Origin of the sequence: Streptomyces durhamensis (assembly GCF_000725475.1) — a bacterium.
Taxonomy (GTDB): Bacteria; Actinomycetota; Actinomycetes; order Streptomycetales; family Streptomycetaceae; genus Streptomyces; species Streptomyces filipinensis.
This window is the reverse complement of record NZ_JNXR01000002.1, coordinates 379651-405581: the sequence shown is the minus strand read 5'-3', so window position 1 is coordinate 405581 and position 25931 is coordinate 379651. Positions and strand designations below refer to the sequence as shown.

Here is a 25931-nt window from a genome sequence, read left to right as displayed (position 1 = left end):
CCTCTCTCACCCATCCTGTCCCCCTGGGAGACCTCGCCATGCCCGAAGTCATACCTTCCGCTGCCCGGAAAGCGGCTTTTGCCCTGACTGCGTCCCTCGCCCTGTGCGCCACCGCCTGCACCGGGCAGCCGGGCTCGGGTGCCACCGACGACGCCTCGAAGGACACGACGATCAACTTCTGGCACGCCTGGAGCGCGCCGAACGAGGTCGCGGCGGTCAAGTCGCTGGTCGACGGCTTCGAGAAGGCCCACCCCAACATCCACGTGAACATCGTCGGCAACATGACCGACGACAAGATCAACCAGGCGCTGCGGTCGGGGGGCGACAAGGCGCCGGATGTGATCTCCTCCTTCACCACCAACAACGTGGGCAAGTTCTGTTCCTCCGGTGCGCTGGTCGACCTCAACCCCTTCTTCAGGAAGTCGGGCATCGACCCGGGGACGACGTTCCCGAAGCCGATGAACGAGTACACCCAGTACGACGGAAACCGCTGCACGGCACCGCTGCTCGGGGACGCGTACGGGCTCTACTACAACAAGACGGCGTTCGCGAAGGCCGGTATCAGGAACCCGCCGAAGACCTGGTCCGAGTTCGAGGCGGACGCGAAGAAGCTGACGATCCCGCAGGGCGACGGCTACCGGCAGCTCGGTTTCATGCCGGACTACCACGGCTGGGAATCGACCACCGAGCACTACTTCGGGCAGTTCTCGCCGACGTACTTCGGCAAGGACGGCAAGTCGGACGTGGCCTCGGACCCCGCGTTCGAAAAGGGCTTCACGCTGCAGAAGAGGCTCGTGGACGAGCTCGGCGGATTCCGGAGGCTGGAGAGGTACCGGGCCACGCTCGGCGACGAGTGGGGCCCCAGACACCCCTTCCACACCGGTCAGGTCGCCATGCAGCTCGACGGCGAGTGGCGGCTCGGGATGGCGAAAGAGGCCAGGCCCGCGTTCGAGATCGGGGTGGCCCCGCTGCCCGTCCCGGACGACCAGGCCGCCCGGTACGGCAAGGGCTACATCACCGGCACCATCGCGGGCATCGCCGCGAACAGCCACAAGCAGAACGCGGCCTGGGAATTCGTCAGGTACATCACCACGAACACCGATGCCGTGGTCGGATTCGCCAACGACATCCACAACGTGCCCTCCACCCTGGCCGCGCTGAAGTCCCCGAAGCTGAAGTACGACCCGCGCTTCAAGACCTTCCTCGACATCGCCGCCGACCCCGACTCCACCACCTCCCCCGCCTCCGTCAACGGCGGCCAGTACCTGGTGACGATCCAGCAGCTCGGCTACGACTACGAGAGCGGCAAGGTCACCGATCTGCGGGCCGGCCTGAAGAAGGCGGCCGCCCAGATCGACACGGACATCGCGCAGGCGCGGTGATGAGCGCCGTCACGCTCGCGTCGAAGCGCCGGCGCTCGGCCCTGCGCACACTCGCCTTCATGTCGCCGTGGCTCATCGGCTTCGCGGTCTTCTTCGCCTATCCGCTGATCTCGACGGTCTATTTCTCCTTCATGCACTACGACGGCTTCCGGCCACCGACGTGGAGCGGCGGGAAGAACTGGGCGTACGTCTTCGAGCACTACCCCCTGTTCTGGCCCGCCCTGCGCAACACGCTGTGGCTGGTGCTGGTGATGGTGACCCTCCGGGTGGTCTTCGGGCTCGGCGTCGGCCTGCTCATCACGAAGATCAAGACCGGTACAGGGCTCTTCCGCACGCTGTTCTACCTGCCGTACCTGGCCCCGCCGGTCGCGGCGACCATGGCCTTCGCCTTCCTGCTCAACCCCGGTACCGGGCCGGTCAACTCGATCCTGGAGAAGGCCGGCGTCCCGGCGCCGGGCTGGTTCAACGACCCCACCTGGTCCAAGCCGGCCCTGACGCTGCTGGCGCTGTGGGGCATCGGCGACCTGATGGTCATCTTCATGGCCGCGCTGCTGGACGTGCCGGCCGAGCAGTACGAGGCCGCCGAACTGGACGGCGCGTCGGCCTGGCAGCGCTTCCGGTACGTCACGCTGCCGAACATCTCCCCGATCGTGATGTTCGCCGTCGTCACCGGCGTGATCCAGACGATGCAGTACTACACGCAGCCGCTGATCGCCGGGAAGGTCGCCTCGGGCGTGATCCAGGGCGCGGGCACCCAGTTCGAGCCCGGCTACCCCGACAGGTCCACGCTCACCCTCCCCCAGCTCGTCTACAACCTCGGCTTCCAGCGCTTCGACTACGGATCCGCGTGCGTCGTGGCCCTGGTGCTCTTCGCCCTGTCGACGGCGTTCACCGCACTGCTGATGCGGCGCCGGGGCGGTCTCATCCAGGCAGGTGACTGACCATGACCCAGGTACTGGACCAGCCGGTGAAGCCGGCGCCCCCGCTCGTCTCCGGCGCCGAGCGCACGGCCCGGCGCCGGGCCCTGCTGGAGTGGATCGCGCTCCACTCGCTCGGCGTCGCCGCCGCGCTGTTCTTCACCCTGCCCTTCGTGTTCGTGTTCCTCACCTCGCTGATGAGCGACACCCAGGCGCTCAGCCGGGATCTGGTCCCGCACACCTGGGAGTGGGGCAACTACAGGAGGGTGTTCGACACGCCAGGCTTCCTGACCTGGTGGAGGAACACCCTGGTCTACGCGGGCCTCGGCACGGCCCTGACCGTGGTGTCGTCCGTCCCCGTGGCGTACGCCCTCGCCAAGTTCCGCTTTTGGGGCCGCGATCTGTCGCTCATGCTGGTGATCTCGATGATGATGCTGCCCCCGCAGGTGGTCGTCATCCCGATGTACCTGTTCTGGGCGAAGCAGCTGGACCTGTCCGGCACGCTGTGGCCGCTGATGATCCCGATGGCGTTCGGCGACGCCTTCTCCATCTTCCTGCTGCGCCAGTTCCTGATGACGATCCCGAACGAGTACCTGGACGCGGCGAGGGTCGACGGCTGCGGCGACCTCAGAACCCTGCTGAAGGTCGTCCTGCCGATGGCCCGCCCGGGCATCGCGGCCGTCGCCCTCTTCCAGTTCTTCTACGCCTGGAACGACTACTTCGGTCCGCAGATCTACGCGTCCGAGAACCCCGGCGCCTGGACCCTGTCCTACGGCCTGGAGTCCTTCAAGGGCGCCCACCACACCGACTGGAACCTCACCATGGCCGCGACCGTGCTGGTCATGGCCCCCGTGATCCTCGTGTTCTTCTTCGCCCAGAAGGCGTTCGTCGAAGGCGTCACGCTCACCGGAGTGAAGGGTTAACCCGTACATGAAACTCACCGTGGTCGGCGGAGGCTCGACCTACACCCCCGAACTCATCGACGGCTTCGCACGCCTCAGCGACACCCTGCCCGTCGAGGAACTGGTCCTGGTGGACCCGGCCGCCGACCGCCTGGAACTGGTCGGCGGCCTGGCCCGGCGGATCTTCGCCAGGCAGGGCCACGCCGGCCGGATCGTCACCACCGCCGACCTCGACGCGGGCGTCGACGGCGCCGACGCCGTGCTGCTCCAGCTGCGTGTCGGCGGGCAGGCGGCCCGGCAGCAGGACGAGACCTGGCCGCTGGAGTGCGGTTGCATCGGCCAGGAGACCACCGGCGCGGGCGGGCTGGCCAAGGCGCTGCGCACGGTCCCGGTCGTCCTCGGCATCGCCGAGCGGGTGCGGCGCGCCAACCCGCGCGCGTGGATCATCGACTTCACCAACCCGGTCGGGATCGTCACCCGCGCCCTGCTGCAGGCCGGGCACCGGGCGGTCGGCCTGTGCAACGTGGCGATCGGCTTCCAGCGGAAGTTCGCGGGCCTGCTCGGCGTGGCCCCGGCCGACGTGCACCTCGCCCACGTCGGCCTCAACCACCTCACCTGGGAGACGGGGGTGCGGCTGGGCGGCCCGGAGGGTGCGAACGTCCTGCCCGGGCTCCTGGCCGAGCACGGCGACGCCATCGCCGACGACCTCCGCCTGCCGCGCCCCCTGCTGGACCGCCTGGGCGTGGTCCCCTCCTACTACCTGCGCTACTACTACGCCCACGACGAGGTAGTACGGGAACTGCGCGACAAGCCCTCGCGCGCCGCCGAAGTGGCCGCCATGGAGCGGGAGCTGCTGCGGATGTACGGCGACCCGGCCCTGGACGAGAAGCCGGCGCTGCTCGCCAGGCGGGGCGGCGCCTACTACTCGGAGGCGGCCGTGGACCTGGCGGCGGCGCTGCTCGGCGGGGGTGGCAGCCCGTACCAGGTGGTGAACACGGCCAACCGGGGCACGCTGCCCTTCCTGCCCGACGACGCGGTGATCGAGGTGCAGGCGGCGGTCGGTCCGAAGGGCCCCGCCCCGCTGCCGGTACCCGAGCCGGATCCGCTGTTCGCCGGTCTGATCGCGAACGTCACGGCGTACGAGGAGCTGGCCCTGGAGGCGGCGCTGCGCGGCGGACGCGACCGCGTCTTCCGCGCCCTGCTCGCCCACCCGCTGATCGGCCAGTACGCGTACGCCGACACCCTCACCGACCAGTTGATCGCACACAACCGGGAGCACCTGGCGTGGGCCTGACCGCATCCGAGCCCGGCAGTGTCCTCGCGGTGGACGCGGGCAACAGCAAGACCGACGTGGCCGTGGTCACCGCCGCCGGGGAGGTCCTGGCCACGGCCCGCGGCGGCGGCTTCCGGCCGCCCTCGGTGGGAGTGGCGGCGGCGCTGGACGCGCTGGCCGAGCCGGTCGCGCGGGCCTTCGCGGACGCGGGCGTCACCTCGGTGGCGCAGGTGTCGGCCTGCCTGGCCAACGCCGATCTGCCGGTGGAGGAGGAGCGGTTGGCGACCGCGCTGGAGGAACGGGGGTGGGGGGCGTCGGTGGAGGTGCGCAACGACACCTTCGCGATCCTGCGGGCCGGGGTCGCCGAGCCGCGCGGGGTGGCCGTCGTGTGCGGGGCGGGCATCAACTGCGTCGGCATGCGCCCTGACGGCCGTACCGCCCGCTTCCCGGCCATCGGCCGTATCTCCGGTGACTGGGGCGGGGGCTGGGGTCTGGCCGAGGAGGCCCTGTGGCACGCGGCCCGCGCGGAGGACGGCAGGGGCGGGCCGACCGCCCTGGCCCGCACCCTGCCCGCGCACTTCGGCCTGCCGACGATGTACGCGCTGATCGAGGCGCTGCACCTGGAGCACGTCGACCACGACCGCCGGCACGAGCTGACCCCGGTGCTCTTCGCGACGGCCGCCGGGGGCGACGCGGTGGCCCGCGCGATCGTCGCCCGGCTCGCGGAGGAGGTGGCGGTGATGGCCACGGTGGCGCTGACCCGCCTGGACCTCCTCGACGAGCAGACGCCGGTCCTGCTGGGCGGCAGCGTCCTGACGGCCGGGCACGCCCAGCTCGACGACGGCATCCGCGCCGTGCTGGCGGCCCGCGCCCCGAAGGCCGACGTCCGTGTGGTGACGGCGCGCCCGGTCCTGGGCGCGGCCCTGCTGGGCCTGGACCGGCTGGGCGCGGGAGCGACGGCGCGGGAGCGGGCGCGCGGGTACTGGGAGCTGTCCGGAAAGCACCACTGACCGGAAGAAGCGGGTTTGCGCACAAGATCGTCCGGAGTCCGTCCCGTCCGCGAAGCGGGACGGCTAGCTTCACGCAGGTCTGCACCAACCGCCAAGGGAAGGACAGCCTGTGTTCCGACGTACAGCAGCAGCCGGCCTGGCCGCGATCGCGGCGCTCGTGGGACTCGCCGCAGGGCCCGCGAGCGCCGCGGCCCGGTCGGGCGCCGACCCGTCCGGGCTGAAAGCCCTGACCCTGACGTCGTCGAGCAACGGCCGCAACCTCGACGTCCAGAACGGCAACACCGGCGACGGCGTCTTCCTCGTCACCAACTCCGCCCCCGGTCACCACCAGGGCTGGAGCGCGAACCTCACCGGCACCGACGGCTCCTTCACCCTCGTCAACGACGCCACCGGCAAGTGCGCGGACGCCGGCCTGCCGCTCAGACAGCAGCCCTGTGACGGCCGGACCACGGAACGCTGGTTCTTCCAGCCGGTCACCGGCACCCCCGGCACCTTCATGATCCGGAGCGCCCGCGACAGCAAGTGCCTGGACGTCTGGTACGACGCCCGGTACGACGACGCGTGGACCGACACCTACGACTGCAACGGCACCCGGGCCCAGCAGTGGCGGCTGCCCGTCGGCGCCCAGGACGCCGCCGTCGCCGCGGCCGTCGACTACGCGGCGGCACGCTGTGTGAAGGACACCTCCACCTGCTCCTGGCGCACCCGGTCCCAGGCCCCGGCGGCTCCGCTGCCGAAGAAGTGCGTCTCGCCGGTCTGGTACAACGGCACCTCGGCACCGGTGCCGTGGACGTTCACCATGGCCAGGCACACCGGCTGGACCTCCACGCTCGGCTTCACCTTCGGCGCCTCGCTCGGCGCCGGCGGGGCGTCCCCGGTCACCGCCCAGGTCAGCCAGCAGATCACCGGCAGTGTCTCGCAGAACCTCGTGGAGGACCTCGGCAACAGCCTCACCGTCACCGTGCCGCCGCGGCAGTACGGCTGGGTCGCCCTGTCGGAGCTGGCGACCCAGGTCACCGGCACCTGGACGTTCGACGTGAACGGCTACGCCTGGACCGCCGACGACACCCTGACGGTCCCGCTGCGCACCGACGGCCAGGGCGGCGCCAGCATCTACCTCGCGCAGACCAGCGACACCTTCACCAGCTGCGACAGCGGCAGCTGAGCGACCGGCGGGACGCATCGGTTCCCCGGTCGGGCGGGCGCCCGCGGGACCGGGGAACCGATCCGCCGTGACCGGCGTGTTCCTGTGCAGAGGGTGGTGCGCCGGACGCCGCGCGCCGTCGGGCACACTGCGATCCGATCAAGATCCAGTGAAGGCCGGTGCGGATGCCGGTCCGCGCGGTGATACTTGGCGGCGAACGGATGACCATGGGGGAGGTCAAGTGACACACCCGCCGAAGAGCGCAGCACCACCCGTGGTGGGCCCCGGTGCGTCCGCCGCCCCCGGCATCCCCGCACAGGCCCCCCGGCCGGCCCCGCCCGGCTCCCCCGCGCCGGCCGCCCGGCGGACCGCCTTCGCCGAGGGTGCCGACCGGCTGCGGGCCGCGGCGACCACCGAGCCGGGGCGGCTGCGGATCATCGGTGCCGTCCTGGCGCTGCTGGTCGTCGCGTTCGGCGCGGTCACCGCCTGGCAGGCCAGTGAGCGGGCGGCCGCCGCCGACGACGTGCTGCACCGCAGCCAGCCGCTCAGTTCGGGCGCCGCCGACATCTACCGTTCGCTGGCGGACGCCAACACGGCCGCGTCCAGCGGGTTCCTGGCGGGTGGCCAGGAGCCGGCCGCCGCCCGGGACCGGTACGAGAAGGACATCCGGACCGCCGCCGCGGGGCTGGTGACCGCCGCCGCCAACGCCGAGCCGGGCTCGGCCTCCGAGGCGACGATCGCCAAGCTGAACAAGCTGCTGCCCGAGTACAAGGGCCTGGTCGAGCGCGCCCGGACGTACAACCGGCAGGGGTATCCGGTCGGCGGCGCCTATCTGCGCTACGCCAACGAGAAGATGCAGCAGGAGATGCTCCCGGCGGCGGAGGACCTCTACACCAAGGAGAACGCCCGGCTCGACGCCGACTACGCGGACGCGACACCGTATCCGTGGATCGCCATCGCGCTCGGCGTGCTCGCGCTGGCCGCGCTCGGCTGGGCCCAGCGCCGTTCGTACCGGCGCACCCACCGCGTCCTCAACCACGGCCTGGTGGCCGCCAGCACCGTCACCGCCGCCGCCCTGCTGTGGCTCGTCATCGGGCACGCGGTGGCCCGCTCCGAGCTGAACGGCTCCTACGACCACGGCGTCCGCTCCCTGACCGTGCTGCACGACGCCCGGATCGCCTCCCTGAAGGCACGCGGGAACGAGAACCTGAGCCTGGTGGCGCGCGGCGCCGAGACCATCACGGTGGGCGGGAAGACGTACGACGCCTACTACCACGACTTCGACAAGGACATGGCCGTGCTCGGCGACGGGCTGACCCGGGCGCAGAAGCTCGCCGACGACCAGGGCGGCCGTACGCCCGTGAAGGCGGCCGAGGGGAACATGGCGGTGTGGAAACAGCGCCACGCCTCGGCCCGCGCCGAGGACGAGAACGGCAACTACCAGCAGGCACTGGACAAGGTCATCGGGGCGAAGGGCGCCACCGGTGAGTGCTTCGACAGCGTCGACAGCAATCTCGCCCGGGCGATCGACCACGAGCAGGGCGAGTTCCAGCGGGCCGCCGGGGACGGGCGGGACGCCATGGCGGGGGTGCCCGTCGGCGCGGCCGTGCTCGCGGTGCTCGGCGCGGCCGGCGCGGTGTCCGGCATCGGACGCAGACTCTCGGAGTACCGGTGACAGGGGGCATGACGATGTACGCGGCACGTGTACGGTCCTCCCTGCGGGGCTGGGGCGGGGTCGGCGCGATGGCGGTGCTGTGCGCGCTGGCACTGGCGTTCGTCCTGCTGCTGCCCCGCATCCAGCAGACCCCGCGGCCGGCAGGGCGGACCGCTCAGGCCGTCGCCCACGGGGTGCAGGCCCGCGCCGGGAACTGCAAGGACTCCGAGGCGCAGGACCAGACGCTGTCGCCGTCCGGCGCCGACGGGCCGGCCGTCGACGCGATCAAGGCCCGTACGGGCGCCCGGCGCAAGCTGATCGTCGGGGTCGACCAGAACAGCTACCGCTGGGGCTACCACAACCCGAACACCCAGGGCGCGGAGCTGGAGGGTTTCGACATCGACCTGGTGCACCGGATCGCGCAGGACATCCTCGGCGACCCGGACGCGGTGCAGTTCAAGGCGATACCGACCAGCCAGCGGATCTCCGCGATCCAGGACGGGCGGGTCGACATGGTCGTACGGACCATGACGATCACCTGTGAACGGCTCCAGCAGGTGGCGTTCTCCGCCCCCTACTTCAAGACCGGCCAGCAGGTCCTCGCGCCCAAGTCGTCGTCCGTCACGGGCTACAACGGCACCCTGGCCCACAAGCGGATCTGCACGGCGGCCGGTTCCACGGCGCACACCAAGCTGGACGCCGACCAGAAGGCCGGCTCCCTGCCCGCGTCCACCGACCTCTCCACCACCGTCCCGAACCAGCTGGACTGCCTGGTCAGGCTGCAACTCGGCGAGGTGGACGCGGTGGTGACCGACGGCGCGCTCGCCGCGAGCCAGGCCGCGCAGGACCCGACCGTCGAGCTGAAGGGCGCGGCGTTCACGACCGAGTACTACGGCGTGGCGATGAAGCAGGACGCCTCCGATCTGGTACGCCGGGTCAACCGCGTCCTGGTGGGCTACCGCACCAGCGGCTGGCAGGCGTCGTACGACATGTGGCTGTCGGCCACACTGGGGAAGGACTCGACCGCGTCCAAACCGCACGCGCCGCGGTATCTGCGGACGAGTTGAGCCACATCCGACCGGAACACTTGAGCGCAGCGAGAGGTGATCGATGGGCGTCACGGACCCCGCCGGGCCGGTGATGGACCGGGACGAGGTGGACCGTGCGCTGGCGCGGCTCGGCCAGGAGCACGAGGCGATCGAGACCTCGCTGCTGGCGCTGCAGGACCACGCGGGCCGCAGACTCCTCGAAGGCGCCGAACTGACCGGCGTGACCCGGGAACGCTGGCAGGCCACGGAGGCGCGGATCACCCTGCTGTGGGGGTACTTCGACGCCTACGCGGACACGGTGCGCTCCGCCCGCGAGATCCGTACCCGGCGCCGCTGGGCCAGCCGCGAGGACCTGGTGGAGCTGACCGGGCTGCTGCGCGGCGAGTCGGTGACCGTCGCCGGGAGCGGCACGCTGAGTGAGTCGTTCTCGCTGGCCGGCCTGGTGGACCGGATGAACGAGCTGTACGCGACGAGCCTGGACCTGGTCGTCGCCGCCGACGCGGTGTGGTCGGCGCTGCCCGCGCGGATCGATTTACTCGCCGCGGAACTCCAGCGCACCCGGAAGCTCGCGCACTCCGTCGGCGTGCGCCCCGGCGAGCACCCCTCCGGTGACGACCTGGAGCGCATCACCCGCACACTGACCAGGCTGCGCGAGGACGTCGTCTCGGACCCGCTGGCCTTCTGGGTGCCGGCCGAGGGCAGTTCGGCGCCCGGCGGCGGCCGTCCGGACACCACGGTGTACGACCGTGAGGCGCGCGCCCTGGAGGACGTGCGCCGGGAGATCGACGCCGTGCTGACGGTCCGGCAGGACGCGGAGGCCCGGCTGATCCGGCTGCGGGACGTGCTCTCGCGCGCCGACCGCACCCTGGCCGAGGCCCGCACGGCGCGTGGCGAGGTGCTGGCGAAGATCGCGGCGACCGAGGTGCCGGTGGTCAGCGGCCCGCCGACCGTGCTCCAGGAGCAGCTGGCGACGGCGGCCGAGTACCGCAGGCAGGCGCAGTGGCACCGGCTGTCCCCGCTGCTGGAGTCGCTGGAGCAGAAGGCCGAGGACGAACTGCTGCGCGCCCGCGAGTCGTTGACGGCGGTGACCGCGCCGCTCGCGGTGCGCGCCGAGCTGCGCGGCCGGCTGGACGCGTACAAGGCGAAGGTCGCCCGGCACGGCCTCGCCGAGGACCCGTTCCTGGTCGAGCGGTACGACGCGGCCCGGCGCATGCTGTGGAGCGCGCCCTGCGACCTGCGGGTGGCCGAGCAGGCCGTGCTGCGCTACCAGCAGCTGGCGGCCGAGCTGCTCGGCGGCGCGGGAACGCCGCAGGACCGGAAGGGGGACCAGCCATGAGCCAGCCGGGGCAGAACTGTCAGCGGCCGGACTGCGAGGGGTCGTACGAGGACGTCGGCGGCGGTGAGCTGTACTGCGACACCTGCGGTCTCGCCCCGGTCGTGTCGGCCGGGGGTCCCCCCTCCGGGGGAGGGATGGTCGGCTCACTGGCGACCGGCGTGACCAGGGGGGCGGCGGACAGCGGCAGTTCCCGCAGCAGCTCCCGTACGTCGTCGCAGTCGTCGAAGTCGCGCCGCTCGGTGTCGGGCCGGCTCTCGCGGTCCCTGTCGGGCCGGTCCAGCGGGCGCTCGGTGTCGGTGCGCAGCTCCGGCTCCTCCGCCGGCACCTCCACGCGCGGGCGGCTCGGCGCCGGGCTGGTGAACGTGCCGCAGGTGCCCCGGCCCGACCCGCGCGCCATGGTGCTCGACCACCCGGAGGTGCCCGAGCGGAAGCGGTTCTGCTCGCGGTCCGACTGCGGGGTGCCGGTGGGCCGGGCCCGGGGGGACCGGCCGGGGCGCACGGAAGGTTTCTGCACCAAGTGCGGGCACCCCTACTCCTTCGTGCCGAAGCTGAAGGCCGGGGACGTGGTGCACGGCCAGTACGAGGTCGCCGGCTGTCTCGCGCACGGCGGGCTCGGCTGGATCTACCTCGCCGTGGACCGGGCCGTCTCCGACCGGTGGGTGGTGCTCAAGGGCCTGCTGGACACCGGCGACCAGGACGCGATGGCCGCGGCGATCTCCGAGCGGCGCTTCCTCGCGGAGATCGAGCACGCCAACATCGTGCGGATCTACAACTTCGTGGAGCACCTCGACCAGCGCACCGGCTCCCTCGACGGCTACATCGTCATGGAGTACGTCGGCGGCAAGTCCCTGAAGGAGATCGCCAACGCCCGCCGCGCGCCCGACGGCCGCCGCGATCCGCTGCCGGTGGAGCAGGCCTGCGCGTACGGCATCGAGGCCCTGGAGGCGCTGGGTCATCTGCACAGCCGCAACCTGCTGTACTGCGACTTCAAGGTCGACAACGCCATCCAGACCGAGGACCAGCTCAAGCTGATCGACATGGGCGCGGTGCGCCGCATGGACGACGAGGAGTCGGCGATCTACGGCACGGTCGGCTACCAGGCGCCGGAGGTCGCCGAGGCCGGCCCGTCGGTGGCGAGCGACCTGTACACGGTGGGCCGTACGCTCGCCGTGCTCACGTTCGACTTCCAGGGCTACACGAACGTGTACGTGGACTCCCTGCCCGACCCGGACACCATCGACGTCTTCCGCCGCTACGAGTCCTTCTACCGGCTCCTCGTCCGCGCCACCGACCCCGACCCCGCCCGCCGGTTCGCCTCCGCGCAGGAGATGGCCGAGCAGCTGACCGGCGTGCTGCGCGAGGTGGTCTCCCTGCAGACCGGGCAGGCGCGGCCCGCCCTGTCGACGCTGTTCGGGCCCGAGGTGAGGGTCGTGGACCGGGAGTTGTTCCCCCGGCTGGACGGCGACGTCTCGCTGCTGGGGGCGCGGGAGACACGGGGCCGGAAGCGGACGGCCGCGGCACCGGCCGCAGCCCCGGCCCCGTCGCCGGCCGCCCTCGTCAAGCCCGTCGACAGCCCCGCCACCGCGCTCGCCCTGCCGGTCCCGCTGGTCGACGCGGGCGATCCCAACGCGGGCTTCCTGGCCGGGCTGCTGGCCTCCGCCCCGGCCGAGCTGATCGCCGCCCTGGACGCGGCGCCCGCCCGGACCGTGGAGACCCGGCTGCGGCAGATCCGAGCCCGGCTGGAGAGCGGCGACCACCAGGCCGCGCTGACGAGCCTGGCCGAGCTGGACGAGGAACGGCCCGACGACTGGCGGGTGGTGTGGTACCGGGGCGTGGCCGCCCTGGTCACCGGCGACTTCGAGGGCGCCGCACTCTCCTTCGACGCGGTCTACGACGCCTTCCCCGGGGAGGCCGCGCCCAAGCTGGCGCTCGGCCTGTGCGCGGAGGTGCTGGGCCAGCTGGACAACGCGGCCGAGTACTACCACCTGGTGTGGGCGACCGATCCCAGCTATGTGAGCACCGCCTTCGGCCTGGCCCGGGTGCAGCTCGCGGCCGGGAACCGGCACGGTGCCGTGCGCACCCTGGAGTCGGTGCCGGAGTCGTCCATCCACTACACGGCCGCCCGGGTCGCCGCCGTCCGGGCACGGCTCAGACAACGCACCGCGGCCGCCGGTGACGTACCGTTTCTGGACGACCTGACGGCCGCCGCCGGGCAGGTCGAGGCGCTGGACGCGTACGGTCTGGACCCGGCGCGGCGCGAGCAGTTGGCCGTGGAGGTGCTCGGTTCGGCACTGGACTGGATACTCTCCGGAGGCCAGGGCGCCCAGCCCGCCGCCGGCGGACGGGTGCTGCTGGGCAGCGGTCTGGACGAGCGGGGCCTCCGCTTCGGACTGGAGCGCGCCTACCGCATGCTGGCCCGGCTGGCGCCCGGCGGCGAGGAGAGGATCGAACTGGTGGAACGGGCCAACCGTTACCGCCCCCGGACGTGGGTGTAGTTGATGTCGCAGATGCCCCAGCAGGCCGCACTGTCGAAGTGCCCGAGCTGCGCGGAGCCCGTGGAGTCGGGTGACCTTTTCTGCGGAGCGTGCGGGTACGACCTCTCCGTCGTACCCGTGCCGCCGCAGGACCATCCGACGCTCACCATGACCGGTTCCGCGCCCGGCTCCCCCGGGGACGGCGTGGACTGGCCCGCCCCCGAGCCGGAGGGCCCCGGCACACCGCCTGCGGTGCACCTGCCGGCCGACCTGCCCGGCACCGACTCCGGCGGCTCGCCGCTGCCCGCGGACGAGCCCGCCGGTGCGGCCCCGCACGGGCACGAGCCCGGCGCGCCCGGCGACGAGACCGGCGCGGCCGCGCACGGTGACGAGACCGGTGTGCCGCAGCCGGCCGGTTCCGGGGTGCGCTTCGACCGGCCCGCGGAGCCCGAGGAGTACCCGCTGCAGGCGCCCGACCCCCGCGTGGCCGAACACCCCCGGCCCACAGCCCCGCCCGAGGAGCCGGCGCAGGTGTGCGTGGCCTGCCGGGCGGGCCGGGTGGACAGCGACGGCTACTGCGAGAACTGCGGGCACGCCCAGCCCCGTGAACGCGACCACCTGGAGCGCGAGTCGGGTCCGGTGGCCGCCGTCAGTGACCGGGGCCTGCGCCACCACCGCAACGAGGACGCGTTCACCGTCGGCCACACCACGCTGGCCGACGGCACCCCGGCCGTCCTCGCGATCGTCTGCGACGGCGTGTCCTCCGCGACCCGCCCCGACGACGCGTCGAGCGCCGCCTCCCAGGCGGCCGGTGACACGCTGCTGGCCGCCCTGCCGCGCGGTACGCATCCGCAGACGGCGATGCACGAGGCGATCGTCGCGGCCGCGCAGGCCGTCAACGCGCTCGCCGAGGAGCCCGCCACGGCCCGCGAGCACGCCCCGCACCAGAACGCCCCGGCCTGCACGATCGTCGGCGCGGTGGTCGCCGCCGGGCTGCTGGTCGTCGGCTGGGTGGGCGACAGCCGCGTCTACTGGGTGCCGGACGACCGCGGCGCGCCCGCGGCCCGGCTGACCGAGGACGACTCCTGGGCCGCGCAGATGGTCGCCGCCGGCCTGATGAGCGAGGCCGAGGCGTACGCCGACGAGCGCGCCCACGCGATCACCGGCTGGCTCGGCGCGGACGCCTACGAACTGGAGCCGCACACCGCGTCCTTCAAGCCCGACCGGCCCGGCGTGGTGGTGGTGTGCACCGACGGCCTGTGGAACTACGCCGAGACGGCCGAGGAGATGTGCGAGGTCGTCCCGCCGGACGCGGCCACGCGCCCGCTGCACGGCGCCCGGGTCCTGGTCGGTCACGCCCTGGACGGCGGGGGCCACGACAACGTAACAGTGGCCGTCGTGCCGTTCCCGGCGCCGCCCCAGGGGGCAGGATCGGCCTGAGGCCGTACGAACCGTACGAACGGGGAAGCCTCACCGGGCCGCAGGGGAGCGGTCCGTTCACACGTACCGCCTCGCGTCAGCGGGGTGTGCCGAGGGGGATTCGAGCGAGCATGGCCATTTTCGCGAAGTCGCATGTGCCGCAGTTCTCGATGGACGTCTACCAGAACGAGTACCTGCCCGAGGGCGGCCGCGAGGTCAACGCCATCGTCACCGTGACGGCGACCGGCGGCGGCACCGTCGGCAGCCCCCTGGCGCCGGTGTACCCGCGGGGCCACGGCCCGTCCGCGGCGGTCGCGATCATGGTGGACTGCTCCGGTTCCATGGACTACCCGCCGACCAAGATGCGGGGCGCCCGGGACGCCACGGCCGCCGCGGTCGACGCCCTGCGCGACGGCACGCACTTCGCGGTGATCGACGGCACACATGTGGCCAAGGAGGTCTATCCGGGCGGCGGGCGGCTCGCGGTCGCCGACGCCACCACCCGCGAGCAGGCCAGGCAGGCGCTGCGCCGGCTGAGCGCGGGCGGCGGTACGGCCATCGGGACCTGGCTGCGCCTGGCGGACCGGCTGCTGAACTCGGCGGACGTCTCCATCCGGCACGGCATCCTGCTCACCGACGGCCGCAACGAACACGAGTCGCCGCAGGATCTGAGGGCCACGCTGGAGGCCTGTGCCGGACGGTTCACCTGTGACGCGCGGGGCGTGGGCACCGACTGGGAAGTGAAAGAAGTCACAGGCATCGCCTCGGCACTGCTCGGCACGGCCGACATCGTCGCCGATCCGGCCGGGCTCGCCGCCGACTTCACGCGGATGATGGAGACGGCGATGGGCAAGGAGGTCGCCGACGTCTCCCTCCGGGTGTGGACGCCGGTCGGCACGAAGATCCGCTTCGTCAAGCAAGTGGCGCCCGCCGTCGAGGACTTGACCGGGCGCCGCGGTGAGGCCGGGCCGCGCGCCGGGGACTACCCGACCGGGTCCTGGGGCGACGAGTCCCGCGACTACCACCTGTGCGTGGAGGTCCCGCCGGCCGGCCTCGGCCAGGAGATGCTCGCCGCGCGGGTGTCTCTGATCGTGCCGCAGCCGGACGGTTCGGCGCAGAACCTCGGCGCGCAGGGCCTGGTGCGGGCGGTGTGGACCGACGACATGACGGCCTCGACCTCGATCAACCCCCAAGTCGCCCACTACACGGGGCAGGCCGAACTGGCACAAGCGATTCAACAGGGGCTGGATCTTCGCAAAGCGGGCGATTTCGATGGAGCAACGGCCAAACTGGGTCGCGCTGTTCAGCTCGCCAACGCCTCTGGGAACGCCGATACTGCGAAACTGCTTGCGAAGGTGGTGGACGTGGTCGACGCCGCGACAGGTACTGTGCGGTTGAAGACGAAGGTCGCGGAGGCGGATGAGATGACTCTGGAGACCCGGTCCACAAAGACTGTTCGTGTAAAGAAGTGACCCAGTAGAAGATCCGGAGAAGGGGAAGCGCCGACATGCCGACCTGCCCGAACGGACACCAGTCGGGTTCCGACGACTGGTGCGAGGTCTGCGGTCACCGCATGGCCGGTGCCGTACCTCCGCCCCCGCCGCCCCCGCCCGCGGGCGGTTACGGCTTCCCGCCCCCGCAGGGCGGCCCGGCCGGCGCACGCCCGCCGGCCGCGGCGGCCCCGGAGCCGGAGCTGTGCCCGCAGTGCCGTACGCCCCGCGAGGGCGGCGCGCCCTTCTGCGAGGAGTGCCGCTGGAACTTCCTGACCAACACGGCCACCTCGTACACCCCGGCCGCGCCGCCACGCCCGGCGCAGCCGCGGTTCCAGCCGCCGAGCGCCACGTACGGCGGCGGTGACGGGTACGAGTACCAGGGCTCGCGGCCCTCGCAGGTGAACCGGCCCGCCGAGCCGATCCCGTCCTTCGGCAGCGAGCCGTCGGGCCCGACGCCGTTCGGCGGCGACCGCGGCCCGTCGGGCCCGCCGACCCCGCCCGGCCCGCCGCACCAGGGCGGTCCTTCCGGCTTCGGCGGCGCTCCGGGCCAAGGTCCCGGCGGCCCCGGCGGCCCTTCCGGCTTCGGCGGCACTCCGGGCCAAGGTCCCGGCGGCCCCGGCGGCCCTTCCGGCTTCGGCGGCACTCCGGGCCAGGGCCCCGGCGGCCCCGGCGGCCCTTCCGGCTTCGGCGGCACTCCGGGCCAGGGCCCCGGGGGCCCCGGCGCGCCCGCCGGTCCGCCGCCCTTCGGGCGTGAACCGTCCGGTCCCGGCGGCCCGTTCGGCCGTGAGCCCTCCGGCCCCGGCGGGCCCGCGCCCACCCAGGGCGGCCCCGGCGTGCCCGGTCCCTCCGGCTTCGGCGGCAACCCCTCGCGTCCGGTACCGCCACCGCCGGCCGGTCCGGGCGGTGCCCCGCAGGCGTTCCAGCAGTCCGGTCCGCCCGCACCCCCCGCATACCCGGGCGAGACCGGCCGGCCGCCCGCCGGCGGTCCGTCCTTCGGCGGCGCCGAGGACGACTGGATGCTCTCCCCGCCGTCGTCGGCCGGCCCCTCCGGACCGGGGCAGCCGCAGGGTCCCGGCGGCGGCCCGGGCGGCGGTTACGGCTACCCGCAGCCCGGCGCCACCCAGGCACCGCCCGGCGGCCCCGGCTTCCCGCCGCAGCGGGCCACCTGGACGGCGACCATCGGCCCGGACCGCGACTACTTCATGGCGATGATGCACCGCTCGGGCCCCGAGGCCACGGGGCTGAACCTGCCCGCGTACTCGCCCGAGCAGCAGCGCACGCTCAGCGGCAACCAGCTCACCATCGGACGCCGCCGGCACTCCACCGGCGACACCCCCGACATCGACCTGGCGGTGCCGCCGGAGGACCCGGGCGTCTCGCACCAGCACGCGGTGCTGGTGCAGCAGCCGGACGGCAGCTGGGCGGTCGTCGACCAGAACTCGACCAACGGCACCACGGTCAACATGTCCGAGGAACCGATCCAGCCGTTCGTGCCGGTTCCGCTGCAGGACGGCGACCGGGTGCACGTGGGCGCCTGGACGACGATCACCATCCGCCGCGGCTAGCAGGAGGGCAGGGGTCAGGGCAGGGGCCAGGCGTACGGCCCCGCCGGCTCGTCCAGCCACGCCCAGGTGTGCTCGCCGCCGACCGTGACGCCGTACCGCTCGCGCTCCGGCGTGCCCTCGCGCTCCCACAGCGCGTAGGCCTCCTGCGGATCGAGGGTGCCCCGGGTCAGCGCGAGCAGGAAACGGAACGTCTCCTGCTCGCGGGCCCCGTCCGGCAGCCCGGCGAACGACACGCCCTCCGGCTGCGCCCGGCCCGCGCCGCGCAGCGGTACGAAGTAGGCGGCGGTGGGCAGGAACCGGCCCTCGGCGTGTGCCGCGTCCCGCACCGTGAGCGCGAGCAGCGCGGTGGCCAGCGGGGTCAGGATCCGGGCGCCGGGGCGGCACTGGGCGAGCCAGGCGCGCGGGATCGTGGACAGTTCGCAGGTGGCGATGATCCGGTCGTAGGGGGCCCGTTCGGGCACGCCGCGCGCGCCGTCGCCGGTGACGACGGCCGGGCGGAACCCGGCCGCGGCCAGGTGCCGGCGGGCCGCCTCGGTGATCTCCGGTTCCAGGTCGATGGTGGTGACGAGGTCGTCGTCGCCGAGCCGGTGGGCGAGCAGGGCCGCGTTGTAGCCGGTGCCGGCGCCCACTTCCAGGACCCGGTCGCCCTCCTCGACCTCCAGGGCGACCAGCATCCGCGCCATCAGCGAGGGCTGGCTGCTGGAGGAGACCAGCTCGCCGTCGCGCAGCCGGGTGGCCAGCGGTGCGTCCGCGTAGGCGCCGCGGACCCAGCGCGCACGGGCCTGGGGGTCGGGGCTCTCGCCCCAGCGGCGCTCGTAGCCGCGCGGCCCGGCGACGTAGTAGTACGGCACGAACAGGTGCCGGGGCACCGCCGCGAACGCCTCCCGCCACACCGGGTCCCCGGCGAAGGCCCCGTCGGCGTCGATCTCCCGCACCAGCGCGTCCCGCGCGGCGGCGGCCAGGCGGTCGGTCTCGGTGTCGTAGGCGCCCATGGGTCCACAGTAGGGGCGGGTCGGTCCCCCGGGGTCCTAAGCCTTGAGTCCTGGGCCACCCGGTCTGAGACGATGGACGGGTGAATGAGATTCGGCGCGGCACGCTACAGGAGCAGACCTTCTACGAGCAGGTCGGCGGGGAGGAGACCTTCCGTCGGCTCGTCCACCGTTTCTACGAGGGAGTCGCCGAGGACCCGGGCTTCAGGGCGATGTACCCGGAGGAGGACCTGGGCCCGGCCGAGGAGCGCCTCACCCTGTTCCTGATGCAGTACTGGGGCGGCCCCACCACCTACAGCGACAACCGCGGCCACCCCCGGCTGCGTATGCGGCACGCCCCGTTCACGGTGGACCGGGCGGCACACGACGCCTGGCTGAGGCACATGCGGGTGGCCGTCGACGAACTCGGGCTGTCCGAGGAGCACGAGACGACGCTGTGGAACTACCTGACGTACGCCGCCGCGTCGATGATCAACGCCCCGGACTGACGGTGGAGTGAGACCGGGTGGGTTCAGCGGATGGTGACGCCCAGCGGACCCAGCCCGGCCCGGCGCACCGCGACGGACCCGTAGGGGGTGCGCAGCCTGAGCCACGCCCCCGAGGAGAACAGCCCGGTGTCGGCCGGACCGGCGCCCGGCCGCAGGAAGCCCAGGGACTGGGCCGCGTGCACGGCCCGCACCGGAAGCCCGGTCCCCGCTATCTCCCGGGACCAGATGTCCCGGCCGATCCGGTCCAGTTCCGCGCGGGTACGCCCGTCCGGCGCCAGTTCCTGCGTACGGGACCGGAACTCGGCGACCGCCGCGGCGACCGTCGCCCGCAGCGCGTCCGGGGCGGGCAGCCCCGGCTCGGCCTGCCAGCCGCCGCGCGGCGGCAGCACACCGGCCCACGGCGGGCCGGTGACCGCGGCGGGCACGGTGGCGGTGGCCGCGCGCTCGTCCACGCCCTCCAGGAACTCACCCGCGGAGACGGTCACGTCGAGGGTGACGTCGAGCCCGTTCTCGTACGGCTTGGCCAGCCGTACCGCACGTACGGCCAGCACCTCGAAGGACGGCGGGCGGCCGAAGACGGCGAGCGCCGTGCCGGCCGCCTGCAGGCGCACCGCGGCTCCACGGTCGTAGTGGAGCAGCCGGGAGAGGAAGGCGGCGAGGTCGGCCGCCTCCGTCTCGTCGGCCAGGTGCAGCACCGTCATGCGGCGACGGCCTCCTCGTCGGCGTCGTCCCGGTACTTCTGCAGGAACTCCCGCTCCTGGGCGGTGAGCCGGCGCGGCCGCTGCGTCTCGAAGTCGAACGGGACGACCACGGTGGCGGCCTGTACGTAGACCGCCTCCGCGTCCTTCACCTCGTAGGTGACGGTGAAGGACGCGGCCTTGATCTCCGTGACCCACAGCTCGATGTCCACGGGCGTGGGCCGGTGGACGAGCTGCCGCTTGTAGTCGATCTCGTGGCGTGCCACCACGGACCCCTGCTTGGACTCCTTGCCCCGCAGGGACAGGAAGTCGATCCGGGCCTCCTCCAGATAGCGCAGGAAGATCGCGTTGTTGACATGTCCGTACGCGTCCATGTCCGACCAGCGCAACGGGCAGCGGTAGATGTGACGCAAGACCGATCAGCCCCGGGTCAGCTTCTTGTAGGTGGCGCGGTGCGGACGCGCGGCGTCCGGGCCCAGCCGCTCGACCTTGTTCTTCTCGTACGACTCGAAGTTGCCCTCGAACCAGAACCACTTCGACTCACCCTCGTAGGCGAGGATGTGCGTGGCGACGCGGTCGAGGAACCACCGGTCGTGGGAGACGACGACGGCGCAGCCGGGGAAGTCCAGCAGCGCGTTCTCCAGGCTGGAGAGGGTCTCGACGTCGAGGTCGTTGGTGGGCTCGTCGAGGAGCAGCAGGTTGCCGCCCTGCTTGAGGGTGAGCGCCAGGTTGAGGCGGTTGCGCTCACCGCCGGACAGGACGCCGGTCGGCTTCTGCTGGTCCGGACCCTTGAAGCCGAACGCCGACACGTACGCCCGGCTCGGCATCTCGACGTGGCCGACGTTGATGTAGTCGAGCCCGTCGGACACGACCTCCCACAGCGTCTTCTTCGGGTCGAGGTTCTCGCGGCTCTGGTCGACGTAGGAGATCTTGACGGTCTCGCCGACCTTGATGTCACCGGCGTCCGGCGTCTCCAGGCCCTGGATCATCTTGAACAGGGTGGTCTTGCCGGCGCCGTTCGGGCCGATGACGCCCACGATGCCGTTGCGCGGCAGCGTGAAGCTGAGGCCGTCCACGAGGATCTTCTCACCGAAGGCCTTGCTGAGCTTGTCGACCTCGACGACGATGTTGCCCAGGCGCGGGCCCGGCGGGATCTGGATCTCCTCGAAGTCCAGCTTCCGCATCTTGTCGGCCTCGGCGGCCATCTCCTCGTAGCGGGCGAGACGGGCCTTGGACTTGGCCTGGCGCCCCTTGGCGTTGGAGCGCACCCACTCCAGCTCTTCCTTGAGCCGCTTCTGCCGCTTGGCGTCCTTCTGGCCCTCGACCTTCAGACGGGTCGCCTTGGTCTCCAGATACGTGGAGTAGTTGCCCTCGTACGGGTAGGCACGGCCGCGGTCGAGCTCCAGGATCCACTGGGCCACGTTGTCCAGGAAGTACCGGTCGTGGGTGATCGCCACGACGGTTCCGGCGTACTTGGCCAGGTGCTGCTCCAGCCAGTTCACCGACTCGGCGTCGAGGTGGTTGGTGGGCTCGTCGAGGAGCAGCAGGTCGGGCGCCTCCAGCAGCAGCTTGCAGAGCGCGACGCGGCGCTTCTCGCCACCGGAGAGGTTGGTGACGGGCCAGTCGCCGGGCGGGCAGCCGAGGGCGTCCATGGCCTGCTCCAGCTGGGCGTCGAGGTCCCAGGCGTTGGCGTGGTCCAGCTCCTCCTGCAGCTTGCCCATCTCGTCGAGCAGCGCGTCGGAGTAGTCGGTCGCCATCAGCTCGGCGATCTCGTTGAACCGGTCGAGCTTGCCCTTGACCTCGGCGACACCCTCCTGGACGTTCTCCAGGACGGTCTTCGCCTCGTTCAGCGGCGGCTCCTGCAGCAGGATGCCCACGCTGTAGCCCGGCGACAGGAAGGCGTCACCGTTGGACGGCTGCTCCAGCCCCGCCATGATCTTCAGCACGGTCGACTTACCGGCACCGTTCGGGCCGACGACACCGATCTTCGCTCCCGGCAGGAAGCTCAGGGTGACGTCGTCGAGGATCACCTTGTCGCCGTGCGCTTTGCGCGCCTTGCGCATGGTGTAAATGAACTCAGCCAAGAGAAACCGTCCGGCAGCTTGAAATCTGGCAGTGGGCAGATACACCCCATCTTGCCTGAACGCCAGGCTTGGGTGTTAACCCGTTTGGTTCGGGGGCTGTGACCTGGGGTTTCGCCGGGTGGCGGCGGTGGCTCGTCTGTCGCTGTCGGTCGCCGTTGGGTGACCTCGGGGAACCTCGGACGGCCCAGGGACGGCCCGGGAATGATCACTCGGGCGACCGGGTCTCGGCGCCGTCGTCGGCCGGTCCGTCGGCCCAGGGATGCCGCTGCACGCCGTCCTCCGGTCTCGCGGAGTCAGCTTCGGATGTCACCGCACTCGGCACAGGCGGGAGCGTCGGCGTCGGCCATACGGCAATCCCTACTGGGCTATCGGGTGATCGGAATCTCGTAGACGATCTCGCAGTGAGCTGCGGGCACCACGATGTCCGCCGTCTCGACGGGCCGCCCTTGGTCGCTGTAGTACGTCCGCCGGATGTGCGTGACGAGCGCGGCCTTCTGGATGCCGAGTATCGAAGCCTCCTCGGCGGTCGCCTGCCTGGGCTCGGGCTGCTCCACGGCATGGCTGACGGTGATGCCGATGGCGGCCATGCGGTTCACGACGCCCGCCCCTGCGTGGGGCCCTCCTTCCGGGAGGACGACGAGGGTGCCGGCGGTGAGGTCGTACGGCTCCCAGCTCGTGGACAGCTGCACGGGCCTGCCGTCGGCGAGGAACTCGTACGTCGTCCTGACGCACAGGTCGCCCTCGGCGATGCCGAGCCGCGCCGCGATCTCCGCGGGCGCCGGCACCTTGGCGTCGGTCCGGCTCTCCCAATCACCCTGCTTGCCCACGGCCTTCATGTCCGCACGGAACGGTGACCCATCGGGCTGCTCCCGTGCCGACGAGCGGACGACCCGCACCCGCTGTCGGGGCTCCGCGACATACGTCCCCGACCCGGCCCGTCCCTCCAGCACTCCCTGGGAGATCAGCAGCTCCTGAGCCCGGCGGACGACGTTCTCGCCGACGCCGCACTCCTGGCCGATCTGGGCGCGCGACGGCAGGCGGTCTCCGGGCTCCCATACGTGCTCCGCGATCCGCCGCCGGAGTTCGTCGGCGATGCGGAGGTAGGGCGGCTGCTCAGGCATATGGAAAATCTAGTCCACTAGCTCTAACCTAGTTAACTAGCTTCACTGAAAGTGATCGCCGGTTGACGGAGGCTGCCCTGTGCCCGCTTCGGGAGTTAGCGCGGCGGCCATCGCTGCCCGGCTGTCCGCCGTCGGGCTCCCCGCACGAGTGGAGGAGCACGACCGGTACGCGTCGATCGAGGCGGAGGTGCCGGACTCTCTCTCCGCCGATTTATGGCGGGAGGTCCTGGAAGCGGTGGCGGAAGCCGATCGGTTCGGCCTCGTCGCCACCAGTCTGAGCGGCCGCACCCTTTGGGCGGTCGTACGCAAAGCGGTCCCCACGACGGGCGATGTCGGGGGACCGGGCCATCAGCGATAGGAGCTGAACAGCGTGCTCAACCGTATCCGCCGAGCCGTCTCACTCACCAGAGCGCGGTACGCCCCCAAGGGCAGGCACCGCCGCCCCTTAGCGCCCTCGCGGCCGACGGTCATCTCCGCCTGCCCTGCGCCCATGGATGCTTCGACGGCTGTCCTCGGCCGGGCCACGGACACCGCGAACCACCGCCGCCTCCTTCAGGGTGAGGAGAACGCGCTCGTCCGCCCGTACGTGCTGGCGTGGGAGCAACGGGTACGTCCGCGTGCGGTGGTCGTCGCCTCCCACCTGCCGGCGGAAGCCTGGTCGGCCCTGGCGGGGGCCCACTGATGCCTTCCAGTCAGCACCCCTTCCCCCCAGACACCACGGCTGCCGCCCCCTACCGATCGACCGCCTGCCGGATCGGGACGCACTCCGTCTGCACGGAGTCCTCCCCGGCCTCGGCACCCGTCGACCTGCCGTTGATCTACGAGAGGTGCGGCTGTCCATGCCACTCGACCTGCGACCAGCCCGCCCTCAGGGAGAGGCAGCGGTGAAGACCCCTCTCCCCGGCGGCGCGCTGGCATCCAACGTCGAGGTCACCGCGACCACCGTCCGGCGCGGCGACATCATCCAGGTCGGCGGCCGGGCCTGCCGCGTAAGCAACCTCTTCCAACTGCCCCACGGCGCCAAGCAGCTCCTCTTCGAGTCGGGCGAACTGCTGACCATCCACACACGGACCCGCCTCGCCGCCGTACGGATGACGAGAAGGCGGTGACCGGCTCCATGTCCTCTCGTCATCACGGCATCGCCGACGACCTCAGACACCAGATCACGACCGGTCGCATCAAGCCCGGCGAACGCCTCCCATCCGAGTCGGAACTGGCCGGCCAGTACAAGGTCAGCACGGCGACGCTGCGGAGCGCTCTCGCGGTGCTTCAACGGGAAGGCCTCGTCGAGAAGATCCACGGCAAGGGAAACTTCGTCCGCCGCCCCCACCGCAAGATCACCTACGTCGGCGGGTGGGGCACGCTGGACCCCCGCACTGCCGCCGGCACCGATCTACGCGTCACGGTCCGCACTACCGCGACGGTCGCGACCGGGGAACTGACAGCCCTGCTGCGCATCCCGACTGGCAGCCCCCTGACGGAGTACCTCTGCCTCAGCCACGAGGGACACTCCCCGCACAGCCTGGCCCGCATCTACGTCCCGCACGACCTGGCGCCGCGTTCAGTGCCCGGCGACGGATCACCAGGCGCGCGAGCGGAAGCGGGATTCACCGTGCCGATCCCTCCGCCGGCCGAGGTCCGGGAGACGGTCTCCGCCCGGCTCCCGACACCGGATGAGGCGACGATCCTCCGGATCAATCCCGCCGCGGCGGTCCTCACGATCGCGCGCGTCGCAGCCGACACGGCCGGACGAGTCGTCGAGACCGCGCTCCTGGTATTCCCCGGCGACCGCGTCGACGCCGTCTTCACCACCCACCACCCCACCGACGAGAGGACGACGCAGGAATGACGGCACGGAACGAACTGCGGCTCCTCCCCTGGTCGGGGCCGGAGGGCAAGCCCTGCTACCTCAGCACCGACGACGAGGCCGGCCACATGTCCCGCCTGGCGGACAACATCGAGGCGGTGCAACTCGGGATGGCGGCGGAACTGCTGGACCAGGCCTCGGAGGCCCTTGACGGCGAAGGCTCCACCTTTGAGGAGATGCGCTTCCTCACGGAGAAGCTGACCGGATCTCTGCGGGACGTACTCCGGGTGGCAGTCAGCCGCGGCCACCTCCTCGCGGCGAGCGATCCTCACCGCTCCTGAAGGGGCCAGGCGTTTGCCGGTCTACTGATCACGGGCCTCACCGATCGGCGAGGCTGAGGAAGCCCACGGCTCTGAACTGCTCAGATGCCGTGGGCTTCTGTCGTTGTTGGTTGGCGCTGTGCGACCCCGGACGGCCCAGAGACGGCCAGCTGAACTCGTTCTCGCGAACGTCCGCCAGAAGCCGGTACTACTGCCGGGTTCTTCTCTATTCTGTGGCCACCGCGCGGGGTGGGGGAACCACCGCAGATGCAGGGGGGCAATGTGCTGATCATTCTCATTGGGTTGGCTGTGGGTGCCGCATACGTGTGTCACGGAACACCGCTCTTTGCCCCAGCCGTCATCGTCGCGATCTGCTCCTTCTGGTCCAACGGCGTCATCTCTAACTTCCGTCGCACGTACGAGGTCCCGCGCCTTGCAACGGCGGTAAGCCTGATCTGCTTCGTCCTCACGCTCGTCTTCGGCATCACGGGTCTGGTCATCGGCTGAGCACGGGGAGGCCGGCGCCGAGGGCTCGGACCCTCAGCTTGGGAAGCGTAGGGCTCACGGTCGGCCTGACCTGGAGCGGAGGGTGCTGGCGCCCGGTTGGCGGGTTCGTTCGGTCCCCGGTGCTCCCCGCAGTTCCCCGTACGATCTGGCACGCGTCTGTCACGACCTCCTCGGCCGGATCGCTGAACACTGTGGCGGCCAGCAGCCAATGCACAGCGCCCCATCAACTTCCGGTCAATCTACCCCTGTTGTCAGTACCCCTCCCTATCGTCCCAAGTAGTCCTGTCGACTAGAGGAGG

At 71.9% G+C, this 25931-nt stretch carries 25 protein-coding genes; 20 read left to right on the top strand and 5 right to left on the bottom strand.

Annotated elements, in window-relative coordinates; translation table 11 throughout:
- Positions 1–38 precede the first annotated feature (38 nt).
- The 13 genes from IO33_RS0103610 to IO33_RS0103550 all read left to right on the top strand — a co-directional run bounded on the left by IO33_RS0103610 (position 39) and on the right by IO33_RS0103550 (position 17618).
- Entirely contained in the window at positions 39–1382 is a 1344-nt protein-coding gene (locus tag IO33_RS0103610; RefSeq protein WP_031160060.1) for an ABC transporter substrate-binding protein, read from the top strand.
- Positions 1382–2323, top strand: a complete 942-nt coding sequence (locus tag IO33_RS0103605; RefSeq protein ID WP_031160057.1) for a carbohydrate ABC transporter permease — start codon at positions 1382–1384, stop codon at positions 2321–2323. Before IO33_RS0103610 ends, IO33_RS0103605 begins: the two co-directional genes overlap by 1 nt.
- Positions 2324–2325: 2 nt before the next feature.
- On the top strand, positions 2326–3222 hold the full coding sequence (locus tag IO33_RS0103600; RefSeq protein ID WP_031160054.1) for a carbohydrate ABC transporter permease: 897 nt from the start codon (positions 2326–2328) through the stop codon (positions 3220–3222).
- A 7-nt stretch (positions 3223–3229) separates the two neighbouring features.
- Entirely contained in the window at positions 3230–4495 is a 1266-nt protein-coding gene (locus tag IO33_RS0103595) for a 6-phospho-beta-glucosidase (RefSeq protein ID WP_031160051.1), read from the top strand.
- Positions 4486–5484, top strand: a complete 999-nt coding sequence (locus IO33_RS0103590) for an N-acetylglucosamine kinase (protein ID WP_031160049.1) — start codon at positions 4486–4488, stop codon at positions 5482–5484. Before IO33_RS0103595 ends, IO33_RS0103590 begins: the two co-directional genes overlap by 10 nt.
- 109 nt (positions 5485–5593) lie before the next feature.
- Positions 5594–6649 (top strand): RICIN domain-containing protein, encoded by a 1056-nt coding sequence (locus IO33_RS0103585; protein ID WP_031160047.1) that lies wholly within the window; start codon positions 5594–5596, stop codon positions 6647–6649.
- Positions 6650–6869: 220 nt separating this feature from the next.
- Positions 6870–8303: a hypothetical protein gene (locus IO33_RS0103580; protein ID WP_031160044.1), complete on the top strand. Its 1434-nt coding sequence runs from the start codon at positions 6870–6872 to the stop codon at positions 8301–8303.
- A gap of 14 nt (positions 8304–8317) precedes the next feature.
- Positions 8318–9349: a glutamate ABC transporter substrate-binding protein gene (locus tag IO33_RS0103575; protein WP_031160041.1), complete on the top strand. Its 1032-nt coding sequence runs from the start codon at positions 8318–8320 to the stop codon at positions 9347–9349.
- Between the two features lie 43 nt (positions 9350–9392).
- The gene (locus IO33_RS0103570; protein ID WP_031160039.1) at positions 9393–10667 is read left to right on the top strand and encodes a coiled-coil domain-containing protein; all 1275 of its coding nucleotides are present in this window, start codon (positions 9393–9395) and stop codon (positions 10665–10667) included.
- Positions 10664–13162, top strand: a complete 2499-nt coding sequence (locus IO33_RS0103565) for a serine/threonine-protein kinase (RefSeq protein WP_031160037.1) — start codon at positions 10664–10666, stop codon at positions 13160–13162. The genes IO33_RS0103570 and IO33_RS0103565 overlap by 4 nt, the downstream gene beginning before the upstream one ends.
- 3 nt (positions 13163–13165) lie before the next feature.
- Positions 13166–14581, top strand: coding sequence for a PP2C family protein-serine/threonine phosphatase (locus IO33_RS0103560; RefSeq protein ID WP_031160035.1), 1416 nt, complete (start codon positions 13166–13168; stop codon positions 14579–14581).
- A gap of 110 nt (positions 14582–14691) precedes the next feature.
- A complete protein-coding gene (locus IO33_RS0103555; protein ID WP_031160033.1) occupies positions 14692–16032 on the top strand; it encodes a vWA domain-containing protein in 1341 nt (446 codons plus the stop codon).
- Positions 16033–16067: 35 nt separating this feature from the next.
- A complete protein-coding gene (locus IO33_RS0103550) occupies positions 16068–17618 on the top strand; it encodes an FHA domain-containing protein (RefSeq protein ID WP_031160031.1) in 1551 nt (516 codons plus the stop codon).
- 14 nt (positions 17619–17632) lie between these two features.
- Here the strand turns inward: IO33_RS0103550 and IO33_RS0103545 are convergent, their stop codons facing one another.
- Positions 17633–18610 (bottom strand): methyltransferase domain-containing protein, encoded by a 978-nt coding sequence (locus IO33_RS0103545; RefSeq protein ID WP_031160029.1) that lies wholly within the window; start codon positions 18608–18610, stop codon positions 17633–17635.
- Positions 18611–18690: 80 nt separating this feature from the next.
- On the opposite strand from IO33_RS0103545, the gene IO33_RS0103540 reads away from it, so the two are divergent.
- On the top strand, positions 18691–19095 hold the full coding sequence (locus IO33_RS0103540; protein ID WP_031160026.1) for a globin: 405 nt from the start codon (positions 18691–18693) through the stop codon (positions 19093–19095).
- 23 nt (positions 19096–19118) lie between these two features.
- On the opposite strand, the gene IO33_RS0103535 is transcribed toward IO33_RS0103540, so the two are convergent.
- From IO33_RS0103535 to IO33_RS0103520, 4 genes are all read right to left on the bottom strand, one after another.
- Positions 19119–19796, bottom strand: coding sequence for a DUF8185 domain-containing protein (locus IO33_RS0103535; protein ID WP_031160023.1), 678 nt, complete (start codon positions 19794–19796; stop codon positions 19119–19121).
- Positions 19793–20206 carry an acyl-CoA thioesterase gene (locus IO33_RS0103530; RefSeq protein ID WP_031160021.1) on the bottom strand — a complete coding sequence of 138 codons (414 nt, stop codon included), beginning with the start codon at positions 20204–20206 and terminating at the stop codon, positions 19793–19795. The genes IO33_RS0103535 and IO33_RS0103530 overlap by 4 nt, the downstream gene beginning before the upstream one ends.
- A 6-nt stretch (positions 20207–20212) precedes the next feature.
- Positions 20213–21877: an energy-dependent translational throttle protein EttA gene (ettA, locus tag IO33_RS0103525; protein WP_031160019.1), complete on the bottom strand. Its 1665-nt coding sequence runs from the start codon at positions 21875–21877 to the stop codon at positions 20213–20215.
- A gap of 365 nt (positions 21878–22242) precedes the next feature.
- On the bottom strand, positions 22243–22998 hold the full coding sequence (locus IO33_RS0103520; protein ID WP_031160016.1) for a GntR family transcriptional regulator: 756 nt from the start codon (positions 22996–22998) through the stop codon (positions 22243–22245).
- 79 nt (positions 22999–23077) lie between these two features.
- Between IO33_RS0103520 and IO33_RS52100 the strand changes: the two genes are divergently transcribed.
- The 6 genes from IO33_RS52100 (at position 23078) to IO33_RS0103490 (ending at position 25632) form a co-directional block, all read left to right on the top strand.
- Positions 23078–23356 carry a hypothetical protein gene (locus IO33_RS52100; protein ID WP_031160013.1) on the top strand — a complete coding sequence of 93 codons (279 nt, stop codon included), beginning with the start codon at positions 23078–23080 and terminating at the stop codon, positions 23354–23356.
- Between the two features lie 132 nt (positions 23357–23488).
- Positions 23489–23680, top strand: a complete 192-nt coding sequence (locus IO33_RS52095; RefSeq protein ID WP_245235670.1) for a hypothetical protein — start codon at positions 23489–23491, stop codon at positions 23678–23680.
- 202 nt (positions 23681–23882) lie between these two features.
- Positions 23883–24107 carry a hypothetical protein gene (locus IO33_RS0103505; protein ID WP_031160009.1) on the top strand — a complete coding sequence of 75 codons (225 nt, stop codon included), beginning with the start codon at positions 23883–23885 and terminating at the stop codon, positions 24105–24107.
- Between the two features lie 8 nt (positions 24108–24115).
- The gene (locus tag IO33_RS0103500) at positions 24116–24847 is read left to right on the top strand and encodes a GntR family transcriptional regulator (RefSeq protein WP_031160007.1); all 732 of its coding nucleotides are present in this window, start codon (positions 24116–24118) and stop codon (positions 24845–24847) included.
- The gene (locus tag IO33_RS0103495) at positions 24844–25146 is read left to right on the top strand and encodes a hypothetical protein (protein WP_031160005.1); all 303 of its coding nucleotides are present in this window, start codon (positions 24844–24846) and stop codon (positions 25144–25146) included. Before IO33_RS0103500 ends, IO33_RS0103495 begins: the two co-directional genes overlap by 4 nt.
- A gap of 261 nt (positions 25147–25407) precedes the next feature.
- Positions 25408–25632: a hypothetical protein gene (locus tag IO33_RS0103490; protein ID WP_157857787.1), complete on the top strand. Its 225-nt coding sequence runs from the start codon at positions 25408–25410 to the stop codon at positions 25630–25632.
- Positions 25633–25931 lie beyond the last annotated feature (299 nt).